The organism is Paenibacillus sp. 01T442 (assembly GCF_056398345.1).
Map to the genome: position 1 here is coordinate 138,860 of NZ_JBFTPF010000002.1, position 21,536 is coordinate 160,395.

Annotated in this window: 16 protein-coding genes; 7 read left to right on the plus strand and 9 right to left on the minus strand. The window is 46.0% G+C overall.

Annotation, left to right across the window (positions count from 1 at the left end):
* Positions 1-91: 91 nt before the first annotated feature.
* Entirely contained in the window at positions 92-7,354 is a 7,263-nt protein-coding gene (locus AC1DLM_RS03490) for a carboxypeptidase regulatory-like domain-containing protein (RefSeq protein ID WP_477569138.1), read from the minus strand.
* Between the two features lie 123 nt (positions 7,355-7,477).
* Here AC1DLM_RS03490 and AC1DLM_RS03495 point away from each other — a divergent pair, with 123 nt between their 5' ends.
* The gene (locus AC1DLM_RS03495; RefSeq protein ID WP_477569139.1) at positions 7,478-8,926 is read left to right on the plus strand and encodes an alpha/beta fold hydrolase; all 1,449 of its coding nucleotides are present in this window, start codon (positions 7,478-7,480) and stop codon (positions 8,924-8,926) included.
* Between the two features lie 192 nt (positions 8,927-9,118).
* On the opposite strand, the gene AC1DLM_RS03500 is transcribed toward AC1DLM_RS03495, so the two are convergent.
* Complete coding sequence (locus AC1DLM_RS03500) at positions 9,119-10,039, minus strand: diguanylate cyclase domain-containing protein (protein ID WP_477569140.1); 921 nt, start codon at positions 10,037-10,039, stop codon at positions 9,119-9,121.
* A gap of 331 nt (positions 10,040-10,370) precedes the next feature.
* Here AC1DLM_RS03500 and AC1DLM_RS03505 point away from each other — a divergent pair, with 331 nt between their 5' ends.
* Positions 10,371-11,072, plus strand: a complete 702-nt coding sequence (locus AC1DLM_RS03505) for a response regulator (RefSeq protein ID WP_477569141.1) — start codon at positions 10,371-10,373, stop codon at positions 11,070-11,072.
* A 3-nt stretch (positions 11,073-11,075) separates the two neighbouring features.
* Here AC1DLM_RS03505 and AC1DLM_RS03510 read toward each other — a convergent pair whose 3' ends face one another.
* The gene (locus AC1DLM_RS03510) at positions 11,076-11,813 is read right to left on the minus strand and encodes a DUF554 domain-containing protein (RefSeq protein WP_441990978.1); all 738 of its coding nucleotides are present in this window, start codon (positions 11,811-11,813) and stop codon (positions 11,076-11,078) included.
* A 120-nt stretch (positions 11,814-11,933) separates the two neighbouring features.
* Between AC1DLM_RS03510 and AC1DLM_RS03515 the strand changes: the two genes are divergently transcribed.
* From AC1DLM_RS03515 to AC1DLM_RS03525, 3 genes are all read left to right on the plus strand, one after another.
* Positions 11,934-12,167, plus strand: a complete 234-nt coding sequence (locus AC1DLM_RS03515; RefSeq protein WP_056610744.1) for a hypothetical protein — start codon at positions 11,934-11,936, stop codon at positions 12,165-12,167.
* A 123-nt stretch (positions 12,168-12,290) separates the two neighbouring features.
* Positions 12,291-12,926, plus strand: coding sequence for a thiamine diphosphokinase (locus AC1DLM_RS03520; protein WP_441990977.1), 636 nt, complete (start codon positions 12,291-12,293; stop codon positions 12,924-12,926).
* Positions 12,927-13,128: 202 nt separating this feature from the next.
* Positions 13,129-13,410 (plus strand): response regulator transcription factor, encoded by a 282-nt coding sequence (locus tag AC1DLM_RS03525; RefSeq protein ID WP_056610750.1) that lies wholly within the window; start codon positions 13,129-13,131, stop codon positions 13,408-13,410.
* Between the two features lie 126 nt (positions 13,411-13,536).
* Here AC1DLM_RS03525 and AC1DLM_RS03530 read toward each other — a convergent pair whose 3' ends face one another.
* From AC1DLM_RS03530 to AC1DLM_RS03545, 4 genes are all read right to left on the minus strand, one after another.
* Positions 13,537-14,028 carry a GAF domain-containing protein gene (locus AC1DLM_RS03530; RefSeq protein WP_477569142.1) on the minus strand — a complete coding sequence of 164 codons (492 nt, stop codon included), beginning with the start codon at positions 14,026-14,028 and terminating at the stop codon, positions 13,537-13,539.
* A gap of 356 nt (positions 14,029-14,384) precedes the next feature.
* Positions 14,385-15,074 carry an L-ribulose-5-phosphate 4-epimerase gene (gene araD, locus AC1DLM_RS03535; RefSeq protein WP_441990975.1) on the minus strand — a complete coding sequence of 230 codons (690 nt, stop codon included), beginning with the start codon at positions 15,072-15,074 and terminating at the stop codon, positions 14,385-14,387.
* Positions 15,075-15,196: 122 nt separating this feature from the next.
* The gene (locus tag AC1DLM_RS03540) at positions 15,197-16,426 is read right to left on the minus strand and encodes an S-layer homology domain-containing protein (protein WP_441990974.1); all 1,230 of its coding nucleotides are present in this window, start codon (positions 16,424-16,426) and stop codon (positions 15,197-15,199) included.
* Between the two features lie 209 nt (positions 16,427-16,635).
* Positions 16,636-17,085 (minus strand): hypothetical protein, encoded by a 450-nt coding sequence (locus tag AC1DLM_RS03545; protein WP_441990973.1) that lies wholly within the window; start codon positions 17,083-17,085, stop codon positions 16,636-16,638.
* A 289-nt stretch (positions 17,086-17,374) separates the two neighbouring features.
* Between AC1DLM_RS03545 and AC1DLM_RS03550 the strand changes: the two genes are divergently transcribed.
* Together AC1DLM_RS03550 and AC1DLM_RS03555 are read left to right on the plus strand one after the other, a co-directional pair.
* Positions 17,375-17,941, plus strand: a complete 567-nt coding sequence (locus AC1DLM_RS03550) for an RNA polymerase sigma factor (protein WP_056610767.1) — start codon at positions 17,375-17,377, stop codon at positions 17,939-17,941.
* Entirely contained in the window at positions 17,928-19,238 is a 1,311-nt protein-coding gene (locus AC1DLM_RS03555; RefSeq protein WP_477569143.1) for a hypothetical protein, read from the plus strand. Before AC1DLM_RS03550 ends, AC1DLM_RS03555 begins: the two co-directional genes overlap by 14 nt.
* Positions 19,239-19,446: 208 nt before the next feature.
* On the opposite strand, the gene AC1DLM_RS03560 is transcribed toward AC1DLM_RS03555, so the two are convergent.
* Together AC1DLM_RS03560 and AC1DLM_RS03565 are read right to left on the minus strand one after the other, a co-directional pair.
* Complete coding sequence (locus tag AC1DLM_RS03560) at positions 19,447-19,593, minus strand: hypothetical protein (RefSeq protein ID WP_477569144.1); 147 nt, start codon at positions 19,591-19,593, stop codon at positions 19,447-19,449.
* Between the two features lie 291 nt (positions 19,594-19,884).
* Entirely contained in the window at positions 19,885-21,375 is a 1,491-nt protein-coding gene (locus AC1DLM_RS03565) for an HD domain-containing phosphohydrolase (RefSeq protein ID WP_477569145.1), read from the minus strand.
* Positions 21,376-21,536 lie beyond the last annotated feature (161 nt).

Genomic DNA, 21,536 nt, shown 5'->3' on the forward strand with positions numbered 1-21,536 from the left:
TACTGGAGATACGGCAAAAAACCGTTATTGCAGCGTGATTACACCCTGCCATAACGGTCAAACATACTAGCTTATTTACCGCCAGTTCTTACTATTCTTTGTCTAAAGCTTGGATTAAACGATGAATCATAGCCGCTGCCTCTGCACGGGTTGCGTTAGCTTGCGGCAGGAACTTACCTGCTTCATTCCCTTGGATAATACCCAGCTTCACAGCCGCGTTTACACCCGCTATTGCCCAATCCGCAATCTGCGATTGATCCACGAATGTTTTGTTAACCCCCTGATCAGCCTGCTTCACTAAACGTGAAATCACAACAGCGAACTCTTGTCGGCTGATTGCCGCATCAGGACGGAATTGTCCATCTGCTCCTTGGAAGATACCTGCTTTCTCTACAGCCGCTACGGCATCCGCATACCAAGCATCTGCTGCCACATCTGCGAAGGAAGACGCTGTATCTGAATTCTTCAATTGCAGCATTTGTGCCAACAATTTGGCAATTTGCCCACGTGTTGTTGTACCTGCAGGGTCAAATTCCGTATCCGAGGAACCATCAACGATATGGTGAGACACTAAATATTGAATATCTTGTTTTGCCCAGTGGTTATCCACATCCATAAATTTGCGTTCAAATTTAGCCAAACCAAATATTCCTGATGCAGAGAAGGATACATTGATTTCTCTACCAAGGTAATGTGGCGTACCATTAACGAATTCGTATGCGCCTAGCAACTCTGGTTCATTCGAAGGCGTTGCTGAAAGCCTYAAGATCAATGGCTGAGCAGCTGTAAGCTCCTCTTTTTTACCGTTATTCTTTTTGCCCAAGCTAACTTGAAGCGTTTGGCTTGCAGCTGTATAACCGACAGGATAAGTCACTTTGCTCGGTTGCAAGACCAGCTCTAATGTCTCGTCGTCTTTTAAGGCAAAAGCTTTGGCTGGGATCGTAACCTCAGCATCTTTATGCTGCAGCTTCACGATGTAGCCTTTGGATTGAATGGCGTTCCATACATTCCCTTTGACGAGAAGTGTATCTTGTTTGTCAGTCAGCGGTACAACCACTTCATTGTTAGCCACGGATTTGGTTAACATAACGAAATCTAGTTCCACTTCATTTGAAGCAACAGAGTTAACGCCACCACCGCCACCGCCAGAGCTTTTCGAAGTTGCGGTCTTAAACGAATAGCTTTTGTCAGCCACAAGTACGTTGCTACCGCTATAGTCAATCAAGTTCCCTTTAATGATAACTTTGTATGTCGAACCTGACGCAAGAGCCGTTTTCGGTTTCAGTGTCAGCTTCTTGCTTAGTTTCTTGGAATCATCTTCGATAAACCAACCACTCATGTTGTTGCCATCAAGCAGTTGAGCATCTCGCAATGATAGATCTTCTTTATAACCCTTCATGTGCTGGTACTCAAATGTAACATCAATCGCTGTCTCTTGCTCTCCCTCGACTTTCACAAGCTGAATAACATCTCCGTTCAAACTTGTTTCATCCATTGGACGATCAAAGACAATGTCCACATTGGAGCTTACATTGACATCCTGCGCATTGTTCGCTGGAGTGATCGACGCAATCTCTGGTGTTGTTGTACGTACTAGCGGTACATTCAACTGCGTTTCCGCTGGAGGCACCACTACGATCCGGGAAGTATAGTCTTCATAGCCTTCTTTGCTAAACAATACACGCCAGTTGCCTTGTAGGACATCCCAACCGTAGCGGCCTTCAATATCCGTGGTTTGCGGATTGATTTGACCATAATTGTCTGCATCCCAGCTAGTCCATTGATTTTGATTTTCCTGTTGAACGACAGCTGTCACACCAGACACGCGGTTATCCATACTACCTTCGAACACATAACCCGATGGATCGATGAGAACGATAACTTCCATCAGAGGCACAGTAACACTTAGCCCATTCTTAACATAAGTGAGCGTAAGCATTTGCTCTCCGTATGAGCTCCATCCATAAGGTACTTCGCCTGTAAAGGTTTTCCCGTGACTATCTTTGGTCAATGGATACGTACTTCCAATAAAGGAAATGGATGCCTGATCGACAGCCTCTTTAAATACAACTTTGGTTGAAATCGGTGTTTTCTCTGTAACCGCAAATGTAGCTACCGAAACTTTTGGATTCAACTTCACATCTACGTTCCAACCCGCTGTAATTCTAGCTTCATCAATCCCCGGTACACCGGACTTATACTTCACATTCACAGCTTCTGAAGATTGGCTTTGATTATTTTCTACAACTTGCGCAGTCAGTCGAAGCTCAGCTTCATCCGCACCATCGGCTACTGGCAATACAACATCCGCATACCACCAGCGACCTTCTGCTGTCACACGTCCCAGACTCATGGAGCCTGCAAAAATTTCCACCGTAGACCCCGGCTTTGTCGACCCGTATACTTTGATCTTTTTATCCCCAGTTACTGCCGGTGCATTCAAAGTCACGTACAATACGTTCGAAGTAGCGATCTGGGTTGGTTCTTCTTTGTTCCCGTTAATGACTGGGTAAACAGAGGTACGAATCGAAGCTTCATCCGCTTGGTCTACGAGAGCCTTAAAGCTGATTTCACCGCTTCCCCCTGCAATAACATCTCCGGCTGGAACTTGAAGTACGCCGTTTGTTGCCGTTACATTTACTATTTTACCATTCAATTCAACAGAACCATTGACTAACTTCACATTAGACGGCAGTTCAACATGCCATATCGTGCTGCCCGCTGGAGTTGTACTATTATTTTTATATTTCAAACTGTAACTAAATTCTTTCCCTAAAATAACTGTAGCCACAGATGGAGCAAAGCTATTCCCTTCTCCGAAGAAGTGTCCACCTTGTGACTGTAGAACGATGGTTCGTTGATCTGCGCTAGTTGCGAGATTATTAGAATAGCTCGGGTAACCGTACAATGACGCAGTGAAATTGTAAGTTCCTGCAGACAGTCCACGGATTTTAAAATAACCATCGGCATCCGTTCTTGCCCATCCGCTGTTCTTGCTGTTGCTTGCATACACACTCACATATTTCAGCGGTTGGTTATTTTTATCAACAACCTTACCGTGTATGAATTGATCATTTTCAAGCGTTATCACCGGAATTTGATGATCAGTAACCTGTTGAATTCCCGTATTATCCGTAAATCCAACAGCATGCACCGAGATCTGAATTTGACTAGCTTCACCTAATCGATCAAGTCTGTAGTTTCCGTCCGCATCCGTACGCGCATACGCATAAGAAGATCCTGCATACGCAGATACATCAGCGCCGACAACTGGGCGACCAGCTTCATCTACGATTCGACCGGTGTACACAACCGAAGGCTGAAGCGCAACCTCAAGCGTCGAAGTTCCTGTAACAACAGTGACTTGGGACTTGTTCACAGGTTGAAGCCCAGTTATAGACACGTTAAGTGTGTAGTCATTTGCAGCCGCAATCCCTGGAAGTGTCAGCGTGCCATAATATCCGTATACCTTCTGAGTAACGGTTGGATTTGCGCCTTCCAGCACAAGCAATGGATTCGGCACATAGACACGTTCCGATACAGTCATACCTTGATTGTAGCCATAGAGATAACCTGACTCCCAACCGAATGACTGAGTTGCAGCGGAACTGTACAGATAATAAGATTCCAACTGACTCGTTTCAGCACCCTCTGGCATGAAGAGCTTTAACGTAACATTAGCCATTTCTTTGATTTTTTTGGCAACTGAGATCGTTACCGGATTCGTTATGTAATTGGAAGCCTCGTCTACGGTAAATGTAGTTTTCACTTCTTCATATAAGCTATCACCCGTAACGGAAATCGTGTAGCTGCCTGGCTTTATTCGCTTAAGCTCCGAATCGCCAGAATAGGTCACGAAGTAACCGTCCTGTCCGATATATCCTTCTTTATTGACAGAACCTGTGATCGAAATGCGCAGCGGTTTTGCTACAGGCACCTGCGTTCCTTGTTCGAGTAAACGAAGCTTCACGTTCTGCACCACTGGCAATTTAACAATAACACCAGTCTGTTTGACACCAAGCTCGGTTGTAATTCCCTGAATCACATCTAAGTAGCTCTCGGTGGTACCTTTCACATTAATTTTAACGGAACCGCCCGGCAGACCTGCTGCCGTAAAGTTGCCGTTGGCATCCGCGTTTACCTTCATGTACTGGCCACCAATGATAAATTCTATATCCGGTTTGTCTGTGACGGCTGCATCGCGCTGCTTAATAGTACCTGCCAGCGTTGCGCCGACTTTCTTGTTCAACTCTACTTTCTTCTCATCCGAGTTCGTTCCATCTCTCGTCAAATAAGCTTTTACCGAAACAATCTCGGTCACACCTTCTTTAATCTCGAATGTACCCATATACTTGCCTTGGCTAGGAGTAAGAACGACCTCCTCCGTGAATAGCTCTGTACCCGTACCTTTCTTGAAAGAAACCACCGCTTTTGCGCTAATTCCCTCTCCGATAGATCCGGTCAGTTCAATGGGCAATTGGCTGCCGATCTTGAGAAGCCCTGCAGAGCTTTGAACTGTGGATGACTTCACATCTAGCTGTGACACAGCAAATGCTGGAACAGCGAAGTGAATAACGTTGGATTCCGTGCTGATGCCCTTGCTATTTACCGCAACAACCTTGAGATCATAGATCTTGCCAGGTTGGGCCTCTGCGTAAGTGAACGACGCTCCCGTAACATTTCCTTTGATTTTGACCAAGGATTGACCTTGCTCTGCCGCATAGATGTCGTAATACGACGCTCCGGGAACGGCATCCCAAGTCAACTTAAGCCCTTGGCCAGCGAAGGTTGCTTTCGGATCCGGCTTGCCAGGAGGAGCGTTAGGATCGCCTGCAGCATAAGACTGAGAAATTACAATTTCTTGTCCAGGTCCAATCGATAATTGGTAGGTTAACAGATAATTGCCATTTTTGTTAGGAACCTCTGCATAAACCGAATCCGAATAAGAAGAATCCGACTTTATCACAAAATTGCCGCTTTGATCTTTGACTGTAAGCGTCCCAGGGACGGAATTATAGTAGGAGTAACCTCCATCATCATATGGACGAATCCCCTCAATTGCGGTGCTAAACGTTTGATAATTCTTGCCTTGCTTGACGAACACTTGATTTAGACTCAAGTCACCAGCTTTGATGATGGCCGATGTGTATAGTAACGTCCGGTCAGGATTCGTATAGTCATAGGTTTGAATCGGGCCAAAAACGCCTTGAATATCATCAGTAAAGCTTAAGCTTGTAGCTTGTGAGTAATCTCTGCGTTCAGAACTCCATACGTAGCGCCACGCTGTTTCATAATCCGCTTTCTTAATCTGAGAAAATTGGAAACGATATTCTCCTGGCGTGGTATACAATTTCGTTAGCTTATTCTCTTCTGTTGTATTGCTGGATGGTAATCCAGACGAGTAAGAATAATTGGTCTTAAGCACACTGACCATTTCGAAGGGGACGGTAGTTTGACCGTTCTTCAATTCCACTGAAATGAGGCTATTAGCTAACTCTGCGAAACTTACGATGTTTTCTTGTCCTGGAATCGTTACCGACTTATTGTAATGATACGCATTCGTTGAGCCATCTGTACCAACAAGTGATGCCTCCAACGTAATTGGTGTACTTAATAATACACCTGGAGCTGAGAACGCTAACTGGTCATTCAAAGCTGGTAGTGGTAAAGATAAAACCACATTTGCCATTCGGGTAATCGATGTTCCGTCCAGAGAGAATACCGTCCGAACAAGTCCACTTTGCAGCGGCAGCGATTGTAAATTCTGCATTTGTTGGCCAGTGAAAGTTTGGTCTACCAGATAACTGGCAGTTGGACTCCCCGTCGTACTCGAAAGTAGATATGCGGCCACTATTCGATATTGCCGTTGAGGATTAATCTCTTGATAAAATTCAAGACTGCCGCCAGACATCGTGTTACTAGCAGTCACACGACTGCCATCGAGTTCAAGAATTGCTGCTCTAGTTAGATTACTGGTTGAATAACCTGAAGGTAGTTGAACACCAATCGACTTCGAGCTGTTGTTTTGTCCCATCTGAATGGACTGATCCAAGGATAAAGACACGACATTGGCAGGAAACAGCTGCCTATTCAATTTAAGACGATAAGTGCCTTGAGAAATATTATTGATTTGAATAGGTTGCGAGATTTGTCTCATCCCTGAAATGGTTCTCAGGATTGTGCCATTCTGGCTAAGCTGATACTCTACTACAGGGTCATCCCAATTAAGCGCTTGTACGCCACCATTTGGATCGATACCAGTCCCTGCGCTGTTGAGCGAAGACCTGACTGGTGTTCCGTTCGTACCTAACGTCTCATTCCAGAGTCCCTTCTCTTGCATAGACGTGCTGAAAGCACCCGCTGATAAGGTATCTACGTATTGCAATTGATTATTATATCTGTCTAAGTAATAAGTTGATGTAGCGTATCCGCCATTTCCGTTGCTGTATGAGTAGGGTACTGTCCCTCGAAATGCGTTATCCAGTTGAATAGCCATGTCTTCTGTAAAAGAAATATTACCTCTTGAAAAAATATATCGCATATTATCTTTTACTACACTGAAATTTACACTTCCTATCATACCTTTGCTAATATAGCCTACTGGAGCCTGAAAGGATGATCCCATGTTTTGCAATCCAAGCGATACACCTGAGTTATCATAACTTGTCGGTGCTGTAACCTTGACCGTCTCACCGCCGAAAGCTATGGATTGCCCGCTTTGCAAACCGGCAGGAATGCTTGCCTCTAGCAGATAAGTTTCTGCATTGCCTTGTTTCACAAGGGATGCATATGCCTTAAATTCTACGTTGGAAGCTACCCATGCTGTCGCTTGGCCTTGCTCATTAAATTGGCGGGTATACATGGGGTAGGATACCCGATCTGTCTTGCCATAAATATCTGTAGGCATCAGCAGCAAATTACCTGTTGCTACCTTATCATGCGTGAATGTCAGTTTTCTTAATTGATCTTTACCGAAATTCAAGTTGCTTATATCTCCACCAATAAAGCTATAATGGTAAACAATGGCTTCACCAGCGGAAGATATTCCTCTCACTTGAAGCTCATACTGCTTGCCTTTTAAAATAAACGAATTGGGGATGAAGAACTCCCCGTTACGAACCTTGGTCGTGAATGCCTGGTTCGTATAATACTGCTGTTCCCCGTTTGAAGAATATTGCATGTATACATAGAGATTCACCTCTCCATCTTGCATCGCTGCGCCCGTTTCATTTTCAACCTGGGCTATCAGACCTTTGACTTCCTGAACCTCCGCGAACGCTGGTAAACTGCTGCCAAACAACAATATAACGGCAAGCGCAAGCTGTAACCAACGTAATGACGTCTTTTTACTCATTCCCCACTCTTCCTCCTTGTACATAATTTTACAAATTTTCTAGTATTTCGACTTCCATCTTACTAAATAAGGAATTACAATAGCATTACACGCTAGCACTTTAGACACATTAAGGAGTATGTCATGCGCCTTATTCATGATTTTTTCGATGCCAAATCCCCTTCTAGCAGACTAGAAGGACCGAAGCAAACTGTCATACTTATTCATGGATTAGGACTGAATAGCACATTATGGGAGACTTTGACGCCCTATATGTATGATTTATATTACGTAATCACCTATGACTTGCCAGGCCACGGGAATGAGCATGTACATCCACTCCCTATCACTTGGCCTGATATATGCGACCAATTTGTCGCTTTTTTGGATAAAAACCGATTAAACACCGTTCATCTCATCGGCCATGGACTTGGAGCCAATCTCGCTGTTAAAGCAGCTTTACGAGTCCCCTTACGTATACAATCGCTCAGCTTGCTCTCCTTGCCGGGATTTATTCCATCTGAATATTTAAAACAAGGGATTGAAGATCGAATAAAGCTTATGCTAAGCAGCGATAGCACGAGTTTTATTACGCATATCCTGCCTTCATTGACGGTTCAGCATGAATCTAATGAAATAAGCTCACGTATCTCTCAAGCCTATCAAAGTGTCCATACAGGGAACTATCTCAAACTCTTACAGTTGTTCCGTGACAACGATACGATCGCTGATTTAAAGAGTTTGAATACGCCAACCATCCTTTTGGGAGGAGAGCAGGACCCCGTTTATACGCCTGTGCTTTCTGCAATAAGTGCCAGTTATATTCCACAAGGACGCTTCCAGGTTATCCCTGGCGCCGCGAACCTCGTTTTCTTAGATCAGCCCAAGTGGACAGCTTATTGGGTTTGTAAACATATCGACACCTTGTCTTCGATCGCGATCGATACAGAAAACTCAATGCCAGATACCACGATTTCTTTGCATAAAGTCATTCAATCGGGACAACATCTCTTACAGAACGGGCAAGAATTAGACATTCAATTCCTGCATTCATTCCGGATTTGTGTGAATGGTGTTGAGCTTCCTACCGGCTGGAACAAACGGTTCGCCAAGCAACTGTTGCTGTATTTGTTGCTCTTCCCCAATGCAACGCGGCAACAAATGTACGATGATTTATGGCCTAATTACGAACTGAAGAAAGCACAAAATTATTTACGGGTCTGCTTGAATCATTTGAAATCATTACTTGAGCAGCATTCAGAAGGGAATGAGTTTCTGCGGATCGACCGCGAGCATGTAACCCTACAAGGGAATATACGTTGCGATTTGCTCGATTTGATACATAACCTAAAAGAAGCGATGGCCGAACAGAATGAGGAAGTGAAGGCCGCTAGTATCCTTCAGATATGGGAGAACCTTCCACGGCATCTTCTATCAGGCTATGTCGACGATTGGATCCTGGGGACAAGAGATAAAATAGAATGGCAGCTTACCGCTTTGGCACACTGGATGAGTACAAAGGGCAATCCCTCAGACATGGCTGTCAATTTCAATTACGTAGCAATACGAAATTTCTTGCTTGAGAAAGAATAGAAGAACCTTCTCATCCAACTCCATCACCACCGAACTAAACTCTTAGTTCCCGGAATAACTTATTTCAAAACACCGGGAACATAAGGAGATACGCCAAAAAACCGTTACATCCAAGGGATAGAACCCTTCCATAACGGTTTTCAAATATGTGTGAGCGATCTTTTCCCTGCGTGTATCCATCGTCATAGCAGATTACCCATGACTATAAAATCGATAGTGATTTCGACCCTTGCCCTTCACTTGATATAAGGCGATGTCGGCTTCCTTCATCATTTGGGTGACATCCGTATGATCGGAACGATACATGGTAATGCCCATACTAACCGTTGATCGAAAATTGTGCCCCTGTACTTCCCATGTTTGCTCGACACTCGCTACAATACGCCTAGCTATTCCTTCTACATGCTCCTGGCAGTCCACGGCTGGTAATAGAATCGTGAACTCATCTCCCCCCATTCGGGCAAACATATCAAATTCTCGAAGGCAGCTCTTTACCCGTTCGACGAATTCCTGCAGAAATGCATCTCCAACATCATGTCCCATCGTATCATTAATGATTTTAAAATCATCGATATCTACATAAAGGAGTGCAAACATACGATCCGTTCGTTTAGCCAGTTTCAGAAGTTGATGCACATGTTCCTTAAACAATCGACGATTCGGCAAACCTGTCAGTGGGTCATGGAAAGCCATCGCAATAAGGTGACTCTCTTGATTTTTGTGCTGTGTACGATCTTGAAGTGCAAATGCAATCTCAATCAACTCACCCTTTTCATCACACAAAGAGATCGCTGTACATTCCAACCATAGGTTAGCCTCACCCGCCCCTCTCACACGAAACTCAAGTTTGCTGCTAGTCTTCGTTTGCAAGGTATGCACAAACAATTTATACACGTCTAGGCGGAACTCCACATCAACCGCCTCAATAAATTGCTCAATATGAACAGGCACAGATCCCATTATTTCGTAAAATCGGCTAGAAGCATAAATCAAATTGCCATGCGCATCCAACTGACAATACAAATCCCATGCCTGCTCGATGATTTGACGTGCGAGTATCGCTTTTGGTACTTTTGAATGATTGATAAAATCTGAACCTATTTCTTTGCTCATAACCTCTGCCGCCCTCTCTTATGCCATACATAGAGACTTTGGTAGCTTAACACGAATATATAAAAATCAAATTAAGACTTTCTAAAATTTTATCAATAAGAAAGTCGAAAATTAGCGATTGCTGTCAATTCACTTCCCATTTTGAATAACCCTACCCTACTTTATACCTAAATGTGTCCGTTTGGCATATGAGAAGCTGCTTATTGTCAATAAATGGATAGAAATTTCCGGGAGAATCGTTCTATAATGTAGGTAATATATGTAATATTCGAGAGAGGGAAACACCCTTCTTACTTTAGGAGTTGTTTCATCACTGAGGGGGATTTCGAACATGGCAGGAGAAACCATTTTAGTCGTTGATGACGAGCAAGAAATTGTCCAGTTAATTCAACTCTACTTGGCGCGTGAAGGCTACAAAGTAATCAGTGCCAATAACGGACATGATGTGTTTGGCATTGTTAAAGAACATAGGCCTGATCTCATTATTCTGGATATTTTGCTGCCAGGACTTGATGGTATAGAGGTGTGTCGTCAGCTCCGCAAAACGAGTAATACGCCAATCCTATTTATTTCATGTAAAAGTGAGGATATTGACATCATTCTTGGTCTTAGCATGGGTGGCGATGATTATATGACGAAGCCGTTCAGCCCAAGTCAGCTTGTGKCCCGGGTCAAAGCACTTCTTCGCCGCAACTCCATTCGTGAGCAGCATCAGGATGATCCCCAATTGGTTAAATTCCCTGGTTTAGAAATTGATCTCGTGAGCCATATCGTACGTGCCAATGGACAAACGATCTCCCTTTCAGCCAAAGAATTCGACTTGCTCTCCTTAATGGCCAAGACACCTAACCGTGTTTATAAAATCGAACACCTCTTTGAACTCATTTGGAGCTTGGACAGCATGGGCGATCCACGCACACTCATTGTACATATTAGCAATTTACGCAAAAAAATTGAGCTTAATCCAGCTGAGCCCCGCTACATCATTACTGTACGAGGCGTAGGGTACAAATTTAACGGCTCCGCTATTTAAAAACTAGCGATGCAGCCACTCCGTTATGAACTGCTGGAGAGGCACTGCTACCGCGGCAATGACAAGTGATGGCAGCATATTGGCCACGTTGATTTTTCTTATTTGCAAAATATTCATTCCTACACCTATCACCAACACGCCGCCTACCGCGGTAATTTGTACAATCATGGCATCCAGAGAGGCTTGGCTGAACGCCATGGCGATCACGGTTGCCAACAACGCAATCGTTCCTTGCATCACGAACACGGATGCCGCAGAGAAGACAACGCCAATCCCCAATGTCGATGCGAAGATGATGGATAAGAACCCATCCAGCAACGACTTGGTGTATAAAATATCATGATTATGCCGCAGCCCGCCATCCAAGGGGCCTAGTATCGCCATAGCACCGATGCAATAGACAAGTGTACAAGTAACGAAGCCTTCCGATATGCTAGTTGGCGCTGCTGGATGAGAGGCCGGTTGCTTGTTTATCTTGGTCTGCAGCCAATCGCCAAGTTTGGTCAGATTCGCTTCTATCCGCATGAGCTCTCCAAGAATACCGCCAATCACAATGCTCATGATAACGAGCACAATTTGATCTGATTTGAGTGCCATTGTAATACCTAACACAGTAATTGCGAGCCCTAGGCCCTGCAGAACTGTGTTTTTTATGCTTTCTGAGATGCGGGGCAGCCCAATGCCTAATAATCCACCGATAATAATGGCAACTGCATTCACGATCGTCCCCCATAAAGCCATGCCTTTCATTCCTCTCTGCGTACAAGCTATGATGACCTTCTCATTCTACATGATTCTTCTCATAATTTCCTGCCACCTTGGAAATGGTAAGGATAAGCAACAGGAAAGGAGGCATGTTGGATGTCGAAAAACAAATCAATGGATCCCATGACTGGCGATACGGTCGAAACCGATGGTATTTATGCCAATGAGGCTGGGCAAGAGGTTACCCTTAAACGAGGTGATGAGTTCCCTGCCGATCTTGTTCTAGGTCGTAGTACGTATGAGCTGCAAGGCTTTGCTGACGAGGCGGAGATTGATCACGATCAATCGGAACTTAACCCCATGCGTAAGCGTGTAGATGCAAGAACCTAAGCTTCACTAAGCATGCAATCCTGCACAAAAAAACCGAGTGGCCTCTATGGCTTCTCGGTTTTTCTCTCTTCTGTGCTATACTAGGGGGAATACATTGGTTAATTTTCCCCGGGGGATTCCTATATGACACGCATTATGATAATTACAGGCGGCACACTTGGCGATTGGGCGCTAGAAGAGATTCGCGCGGATGATATTCTGGTTGGATCCGATCGTGGGGCCCTATTTCTCATTCAAAACGGCCACCTCCCTCATATTTCGATGGGGGATTTCGACTCCGTTACAATTGAGGAGCTTGCCCTTATTCGAGCTTCTAGCAAAGAGTTCATAGACTGTGATCCGATTTATAAGGATCTGACGGATACGGAGATGGCTTTTAACTGGGCGCTGGATCAAAAGCCAAGCCAAATTCTGCTCGTCGGCGCGTTAGGCACGCGGTTCGATCATTCCCTTGCTAATGTGCATTTGCTTCGCAAAGGCATTGCACATGGCATTCCCTGTGCAATAATGGATGCCAATAATCTCATCATGGTGATCGATCGACCTACTCGCGTGAGGAAGGGTCCGTACACACATACTTCCCTGCTTCCACTAAGCCTAGAGGTCACGGGGATCACGCTGCACGGCTTCCAATATCCCCTACATCAAGCAACGCTTGAAATTGGGATGTCGCTTGGCATCAGTAATATTCTCCTTGAGCCAGAGGGCCTCATTGAGCTTTCCTCAGGCTTATTGCTTGTGATTCAAAGCAAGGATTAGTGAGATGCTGGTCCCACTATTTCCATCTTGGCGGCTAGAATTGGCCGTGGAATCCGTGGAATCCGCGCTCCGTAAGCTTCACTCGACAGAAGTTACATGAAAATTTGGAAATTCGACACGCCCTTCCCTGCTATTGGATAGCTAATTCTGTTATAATAAAGGATACGCTAGACATTTACTGAGATATTGAGGTCGTTTAAGCATGCCCCCTGTTCAAGAGAATCTTGTAAGAAATCTTCTTCCTACCAAACTACCTTCTGTTATCACACATTTTGCATCTCGACATGTCCTTACAACACGTGAAGCCGAAATTATTAGCCTGATCGCTTTGCGTGGTTATAGCAACAAAGAAATCGCGGATTATTGCTTTATCAGTGAGAAAACAGTCAAAGTACACATCGAGAAAATCATGGATAAAGTCGGCACGCGATCGATGCGCAAGCTTCTATCGGCTATTATCAGCACCGACGCTTACCCTTCATAATGAGACTAAAAGAACCGCCAGTTGCGTAGAGCAGCTGGCGGTTCTTTTGGAGACGTTGCTTCGCCGAAATGACGGCGGGAACTTATTTTCCAGCTAATCGCCGCGAGAGCTCACTGGACATCTACGCTACATCGCAGCGGTGAGCTTCTGCACAAACAGCTCTAGATAGCGCTGGTCGACGTCATCGAACCGATTGAGGCTCGGGCTGTCGATATCCAGCACACCGACAAGTTCGGCACCCACTACAATTGGGATCACAATCTCCGATTGCGAAGCCGCATCACAAGCGATATGCCCAGGAAAAGCGTGGACATCAGGAACAAGCACAGTTTCCATGCGCTCAGCTGCCGTTCCGCACACTCCTTTACCGAAAGGGATTCTTACGCAGGCCGGCAATCCCTGAAAAGGTCCGAGCACAAGCTCCTTCCGCTCAAGCTGCTCGTCCACCAAGTAGAATCCTACCCAGTTGATGTCCTCTAAGAACTGCCCCAGCAATGCAGATGCATTCGCTAGATTCGCAATACGATTCGGTTCATCCTGTATTAATGCGTGGACTTGCTCGATCAGCAAGGTATATTGTTCTTCTCTGGTTCCACTGTAATTCGATTTCGCAAACATCTGTCATCATCCTCTTCTGCCTAGTCTACTTTCATCATACCAAATGAAATGCTCCCCGCMAAAAGATACTGGAGCGACTAACTCCTCTACAATTGCCACTAGCGCGCCCGAGTTAGTCTACAAAACCGACTAACTCGGGTGAAACGATGCTGAAACCCCAGAGTTAGTCTACAAAACCGACTAACTCTGGTTAAACGATGCTGAAATCCCAGAATTAGTCTACAAAACTGACTAACTCTGGTGAAACGATGCTGAAACCCCTGAGTTAGTCTACAAAACCGACTAACTCCTCTCCCTATGTATGTATACAAAAAAGAGGACAATTCGCTATTCAGCCGATTGCCCTCAATAAGATCTTATTTTTGTCCGTAGTATGCGTTTGCGCCGTGCTTTCTTAGGAAATGACGATCTAGCAGGGTTTGGTCCATCGACTGAATGGAAGGGTTCAAGTTGTACGTACGATATGCAATCTTCGCAACCTCTTCCAATACAACAGCGTTGTGAACAGCATTATGCGCGTCCTTGCCCCAGCTAAATGGTGCATGACAGTTCACTAACACGCTCGGAACCATCGCGGGATCCAACTCACGGAACGTTTCAATGATCACGTGGCCTGTCTCCAACTCGTAAGCCCCTTGAATTTCCGTCTCAGTCATCAGACGCGTGCACGGCACTTCGCCGTAAAAGTAATCGGCATGTGTCGTACCGAGTGCCGGAATCGCGCGGCCAGCCTGCGCCCAGCTTGTCGCCCAAGGCGAATGCGTGTGAACGATGCCGCCAATCGACGGGAAAGCACGATACAGCGCCAAATGCGTTGGCGTATCCGAAGATGGCTTCATTTTGCCTTCCACAGGGTTACCCTGCAGATCCACGACAACGAGGTCTTCTGCCTTCAAATCCTCATAAGGTACGCCGCTCGGTTTAATCACGACGAGTCCTTGCTCACGATCAATTCCGCTGACATTGCCCCATGTAAACGTAACTAGCCCATATTTGGGCAGATCCAAATTGGCTTCCAAAACTTGCTGTCTCAATTCCTCTAGCATCTGAGCTCAACACCTTCCGATAAAATGTACGTATAATACCTACATTATACACTTGTACGTACATGTTAGCTAGATGTTTATGATTAGTGGACTAATAGGCCAACTTGTATGTACAGCATCATTCACGAATGGATAATAGAGAAAACGATCGTCTTCCCATCCGACTCCAGTCGTGTTTCCACCGAATAGTTACCGATTTGCGTTGTCGTTGTTTCAAGAACACCTTTCGCTGCGGCACGTGCGCAGGCATCGGTAAATTGGCGGTTGAAAATGTCTGCATCATACCCGAATAGGAAATCCGTAAACTTGCGGATACTTTCCGTATTACGAGCAAGCACCCCGTCCTCCAATCGTACTGTGACCCCATAGGTCTTAAACTGTGGATCCAACCAGAGGGAGGCTTCATTGCTGTTGCGCGCTTCTGCCGTAACTCCGCTTAGGGATTGCGATTTGGCTTCTGAATTCCGAAATAGACGCAGCGTCGTCTCTTCCAGATCATAATTCGTCCCGCGCAGCTTGCCCGCCTGTTCCATCACTTCGTAGGCTTGCAGCATGCGCTCATCTGGGAAAACGAGCTTCTTGTAGCTGCCATCCTTGGTTGGCACGACTTTGATAAAAGCTTCGTTATCATTTTTCACGCTGACGCGCTTCGATTTTGTCTGCAAACGCGTAATAATTTGCAACGCTTCGGCACGTGTCACATATTTACCTACTCCGAAGTAACCATTCGGATACCCTTCCATGATCCCCTTCGTCATCGACTCTCCGATAAACTTCTGCTGCCTGCTCGTTGCGCTCTGTAAATCTCCGAAATGGGATGCTGCCGCAAGACTATATGTCTCGTCCTCCAAGTACTCCGTTTCCTTCAATAAATAGTACAAAATCTCCGCGACATCTTCTCGCTTCAATGAAGCTTTATAATCAGTGAATTGTCCTTTGCTTATAAAATGAAGATCACTTGCCAAATCCAAATATGGCTTAGCCCAGTAACCGACCGTATTCGGCTTAAATGTGAAATCCCGGTAGTCCTGCCCTAAAATATTTTGATTACCTGCGCTCAGCGTTTGCAAGAAGCTTGTCTTCCACTTCCGTTCCCCATTCGGGAACTTATCTGTGAAGGCTAGCAGTACAATTTTCACAAATTGGTCTGCAGTAACGGTCTCATCCGGTCGGAAGGTTCCATCTGGAAAACCATCCAGTAAACCCTGCTGTACCATTTGATCAATCGTCTGCTCCGCCCAATGTCCCCCAATATCCTTAAACCCCGCTGCCTCACTTCTACCTTGCAGACCACCTATTGATAATAGGCAACCGATCGTCGCAATTGTCACCCATTTATTCCATCGTATCATCGCCAATTTCTCCGCTTCTATCCTAATTTTCGGCACCAACTTCTACCATTCTCTAGGATAAGCCTTCTACTAGTCTTTGAGAACATGCTAAAAAGCCCATTCATTGAGGCAGGACAAGCCCTCCTTAACTGGGTCTATAGCCATATATAAGACCAAAAAGACCCTGCCCTCTACTAGGTAGAAAGCAAGATCCGCTATCGTGAACATGATTATACTTGCTTTTGCGCCCCTACTACCGCTTTAGCAGAATTGTAATAACGCATCCAGTCGACAATGTACATCATTTTAGCTAGGTAATCAGGTGCACTCCCCTGTAAATGACTATAGGGCTCTTCCTGCAGCAGTTGGTGCAGCTCGTACCCCTTTGTATAGAGAGCCTTTGTGAACGCTTCTTCCGTCTGTGGCTTGTAGAGATCCGTCCCTCGGGAAAGCTCAATTTCCTCGATAATTGTACCCCGGTAGTACGGGCAAACATTCACCTGCAGGCCCATATCGATGTAAGCTAAACCTGTATATTCATAAGGAAGCCAAATTAAATTCGTCTTCTTGTCTTCTAGCTTCACGGTGTACACTAAACCTAGGTTCAGGGCAATCGGCTGCGGATAATTGCTAATTAGCCCGGATCGCAAATGATCTGCTATATGCTCAACGAAATTCATGCTGCTCTTCCTCTCCGAAGGATCTAGTCCTTCCTTCATATTGCGTGCTAAAGCGCTTCGTTGTCAAGCAAGAACGCATACGTTCCAGTTTCTATCCTTATTGTTCTCTTTTCTAGGTACAATTTCCTGCCGATCACGCGCTAGCTATTGGGCATGAAACGTTTCAATAAAGAATACGCTCTGATGAGGCACAAAGGAGCAGGGGCTTACGAAAGATATAAGTAAAGTTTTTATTTCCAATGGTGAACTTTTCGGGAATAGATGCGTCTATATAGGAGAGGTGAGAGAATTGGAAACGACGGGTGTCCATGTATTTGATTATTTGAAGTACATTGCAGAAACAACAGATCAGAAGGTGATCCTTCGTAATTTAATGGAAACCTACGGGAATGATGTGTGGAATTATGCCTTCAGTATTTGTCGTAATAAAGATGCAGCTGACGATATTGCACAGGATGCTTTCTTAAAAGTATATCGCAATCTGACGACTTTCCGTGGTGAAGCTGCGGTTAAAACCTGGTTGCTTACGATAACCCGCAATACGGCTTATGATTATATGCGCAAAGCATTTTGGCGCAAGGTGACTCTGGTTGGATTCGTGCAATCGGGAGGTACCGCAAGCTCGGCTGAAACCGAAGCGGTTGAGAATTTATATGCAAGTGAAATTTGGCAGAAGGTCATGTCTTTATCCGCAAAATATAGAGAAATTTTAATTCTTCACGCACATTATCAGATGACAACCAAGGAAATGGCAGCTATTCTGGATATTTCGGAAGGGACCGTTAAATCCAGACTTCACCACGCCAGACTTAAGGTTCTTAGTCTGAAGGAGCGTGAAGCGCTTGAACACTCCTGAGCCGGATGACTTCMAGAAGCAATTGGAAGATGCCCCCCTCGTACAGAAGGGGTTCACCTCCAAACTTCAGCAGGACATTGAGCAAACGATTCAAAAGAAGGAGCGCAATAAGTCCAAGGTAAAACCTCTTCTCTGCGTTGCTGGTTTAGGTACAGTCATGGCTGTTGTACTTCTTTTCCCATGGCATACCATGCATACACAAAGTGAGGCTGCTGCTCTCGAAGGGAAAATGATGCCGGCGGCAGTCACCGTCTCCACGCCCCCGCCTGCTCCCATCAACACAGCCTTGCTGATTGGATTACGGACAGAGCATGACGCTGCCACTAGCGGTGGCCAAGGGCGCGTGCTGTCGCCGCTTCGTTACAGCACCTATCGGACGATGCTCATAGCGCCCGTTCGCGGGCAATTACAGAAAACCTCCGAAGGCACTGGTATTTTGATGCCCTATAAGCAAAATTTCTGGAAAATCGACTCCCTCACACATTTGACGAACAAAGGTGAGTCTCACTATTTATCTGCTCATTTGGCTGATCAGCCCATCAAGACAGAACGCTTCACAGAGCCAGAGGATCAAGAATTTAATCGCGTAGAAACACTGTTGTTTGCTGGCAACCAGTACCTCTCCATTGCCGAGTCGGAGGCCACTTGGAATGGCAATGCGCCCTATCATGCGGATCGCATCTGGGTGCGCACGCTCCCACAATTGAAGGAAGCACGTACTTTGCAATTCTACAAAAAGCCAGTGGACAAGAACCACGTGTCCTTAATGGATGTCTTTGGCACAAATACGAGTACGGATCTTGCGAGGATGTCGAGCATGGCAGACAATGCGATGAGCGAGGTATCGGGACAGAGTTGGACCGTGCAGCGTGAGGCAGGACAGTGGGTTGGCAAAGTTGCTGAAACGCCGAAAGCTAGTTTATCCAGACCTGATTCTTACGTACTGCGTGATTTCCCACGCCCATTGCCGGACAAAGTCGTTAATCACGACGAGATCTGTTGTTCTTGGACCAATATCAAGTCCTCGTGGCCGAAAGCTACGGATGCGCTAACCTCCCCCTTGGACGACATGCTTGTCATCTTCGAGGGAGATACACTCAAATTCTACTCCTATGGGCAAGCACCTGGCAGCATTCCCCAGCTTACCTTAGATCTGGAGCCTGGTGAACAGCTCGTCATGGCGCAATGGGCCACAGATCACTACGTTCAGGAGTGGATCGACAAGGTCGGGCGCTACCTGTCCACTGAGACAGAGTCTCGGCCCGTGGAAGTGGAAGCACAAGTGAAAACCCGCTAGATCATAAAACCCGCTGGTCCAATTTGGACCGAGCGGGTTTTATGTGGTTTGGGCTGGGCTGCGACTGCAGCCTCAAATGCAACTTCAACAGCAACAGCTACTTCAACTGCTCTCTACGCCACAAGCTCCCACTGCCGACTCCGACGTACTTCAACATTACCTCTACTCTTACTCTTACTCTTACTCTTACTCTTACTCTTACTCTACTCTACTCTACTCTACTCTTCTCTTCTCTACTCTTCTCTTCTCTTCTCTTCTCTTCTCTTCTCTTCTCTTCTCTTCTCTTCTCTTCTCTTCTCTTCTCTTCTCTTCTCTTCTCTTCTACTTCTACTTCCACTTCTACCTCAACCTCCACGCCTACGCTCCCCCACCGCTCCCGACGCACTTCAACAAATTTAACTGGATTTTATGTAGCTAATTTTGCTGATTTTCACCCACACGCGTGAATAGCTGGATTTCCTGTAGGTAATTCACGCCCAAATCGGCATTATCACCAATCCCGGCCATTTTAGCTGTACTTTTTCCATCTATTCGTCTGATTCCATGAAATATGGCTGAATTAGCTGTATGTTTTCCATTTAGTTGTCTCCACAAGCCACTCAGCTACCTAAACCCATTGCAGCCTCCTGACTACCACTCTCAGCAACTAAGCCTTGTACGCATCCATAAAGCCCTGAACAAAACGGGGATCCCACTGGCTCCCCTTCCCGTCCGCGAGAATGGCCATCGCCTTCCGGGCAGGCATGCCCTTCCGATACGGACGATCGGACGTCATCGCATCGAACGCATCGGCCACCGCAATGATGCGGCCGAACACCGGGATATCCTGGCCCTTCAGGCCATCCGGATATCCAGCGCCGTCGTAGCGCTCGTGGTGTGAGCGCACGCCTGGAAGCAAAGGAGCCATCGCCTCAGCTGGCTCAATCTGTTTCAAAATCGATTCACCCAGATCCGGGTGACGCTTGATTTGCTCGAATTCCTCGTCGGTTAGTCGGCCATCCTTTAACAACACCGCATCGCGCACGCCGATTTTGCCGATATCGTGCAGCAGCGCTGTTTTGTACAACCAGTCAAGCTCCTGTTCGCTCAGGTTAACCGCTTGTCCAATTAACAAAGAGTACTTGGCGACGCGCGTTGAATGCCCTGCCGTGTACGCATCTCGCGCATCGAGAGCTGCCGCAAGTGTAGCGTAATAGCTTTGCAGGAGCTGATTGTTCATTTTTTCACGGGCATCGAGGCCCTTCACCATATGGTTAAAGCCCGCAATCAACCGCGAGAACTCATCCGAGTATAAGTCAGAGGCCCTTACTTTGAGATCACCTGACTGCACTTGCTTCATCACGCGATGTAAATCCTCAATAGGCTGTTGAATATCACTAGCCAGCAGGCGTGCTCCCAATGACGAGAAGCCAACGCCCAGCAAAAGAATAATTGCCGCCCATTTCCAATAATCAGCGATCAACTGGGACGAGTCTACACTTGTGCTCAACCGAATTTGCGTTGCTAAGCTAAAAAGAAATAGCGGCATCGTGCCGATGAGAAACGCACTCAGCTGAAACTTGCGCTGAATTGACACGATGACGCGTCCATCCAACGAGACGTCCTCCCCATGAAACTGCTGTCCTAACTCACGTATATGGATCAGCATGGGCCGAATGGCTTGCGCCGTCGTAAAAAACTCAAGCAACGCATGCATACTAGCAATCAGTATGGCACCAATGCCCGCCAGCCCAATGTAAAAAGCAGGCAGTGTCAACCACCCCCACGCAATCCCTAAGCTCGCCATGGTCATTGCTGGAATCGACAGCCCCAAAAAGTGCGGCCCCATGATCCGCATCACCGATAAAGCTGGAAAGCGATGCGTCTGTAAATAGGCTGCACGAATAGCTTCCAGCGACGGCTTCTCTTGCCCCATCATTTCGCGAATTGGCCCAATATGCCTCCGAAATACCAGAAACTCCGCAAACATCATTACGCATAACGATAAAATCATAATAATTAATAAGCGGAACAATTCAACGCCCGATATCGTGAGCGTTGTCGAAATAATGACCCCGCCTACAACAAGCACAGCAATACCCGAACCCATCATATAATTTCGTAAAAGATCACGTAGAAATTTCCTATATATCAGCATACAACACCCGCCTCTATCAAAAACTTTCTTCACTGCGAAGTTGACTCGCGCCCCCTCTATTGTACCGTAATCTGGCAATTCCCGCTTGATATCTCTAATAGAATCGACTAACTTGCTCGCTGTTCTGGCAAAAGAAAAAAGCCACACTCTACAGTTAAGAG

Bases quoted from the DNA above. Each gene is read 5' to 3' on its own strand.
- AC1DLM_RS03500 (WP_477569140.1), bottom strand. From the start codon at position 10,039: ATGAGCAAAGAAATAGGTTCAGATTTTATCAATCATTCAAAAGTACCA.
- AC1DLM_RS03545 (WP_441990973.1), bottom strand. From the start codon at position 17,085: ATGAATTTCGTTGAGCATATAGCAGATCATTTGCGATCCGGGCTAATT.
- AC1DLM_RS03520 (WP_441990977.1), top strand. From the start codon at position 12,291: ATGACACGCATTATGATAATTACAGGCGGCACACTTGGCGATTGGGCG.
- AC1DLM_RS03510 (WP_441990978.1), bottom strand. From the start codon at position 11,813: ATGGCTTTATGGGGGACGATCGTGAATGCAGTTGCCATTATTATCGGT.
- AC1DLM_RS03515 (WP_056610744.1), top strand. From the start codon at position 11,934: ATGTCGAAAAACAAATCAATGGATCCCATGACTGGCGATACGGTCGAA.
- AC1DLM_RS03565 (WP_477569145.1), bottom strand. From the start codon at position 21,375: ATGCTGATATATAGGAAATTTCTACGTGATCTTTTACGAAATTATATG.
- AC1DLM_RS03495 (WP_477569139.1), top strand. From the start codon at position 7,478: ATGCGCCTTATTCATGATTTTTTCGATGCCAAATCCCCTTCTAGCAGA.
- AC1DLM_RS03540 (WP_441990974.1), bottom strand. From the start codon at position 16,426: ATGATACGATGGAATAAATGGGTGACAATTGCGACGATCGGTTGCCTA.
- araD (WP_441990975.1), bottom strand. From the start codon at position 15,074: ATGCTAGAGGAATTGAGACAGCAAGTTTTGGAAGCCAATTTGGATCTG.
- AC1DLM_RS03525 (WP_056610750.1), top strand. From the start codon at position 13,129: ATGCCCCCTGTTCAAGAGAATCTTGTAAGAAATCTTCTTCCTACCAAA.
- AC1DLM_RS03530 (WP_477569142.1), bottom strand. From the start codon at position 14,028: ATGTTTGCGAAATCGAATTACAGTGGAACCAGAGAAGAACAATATACC.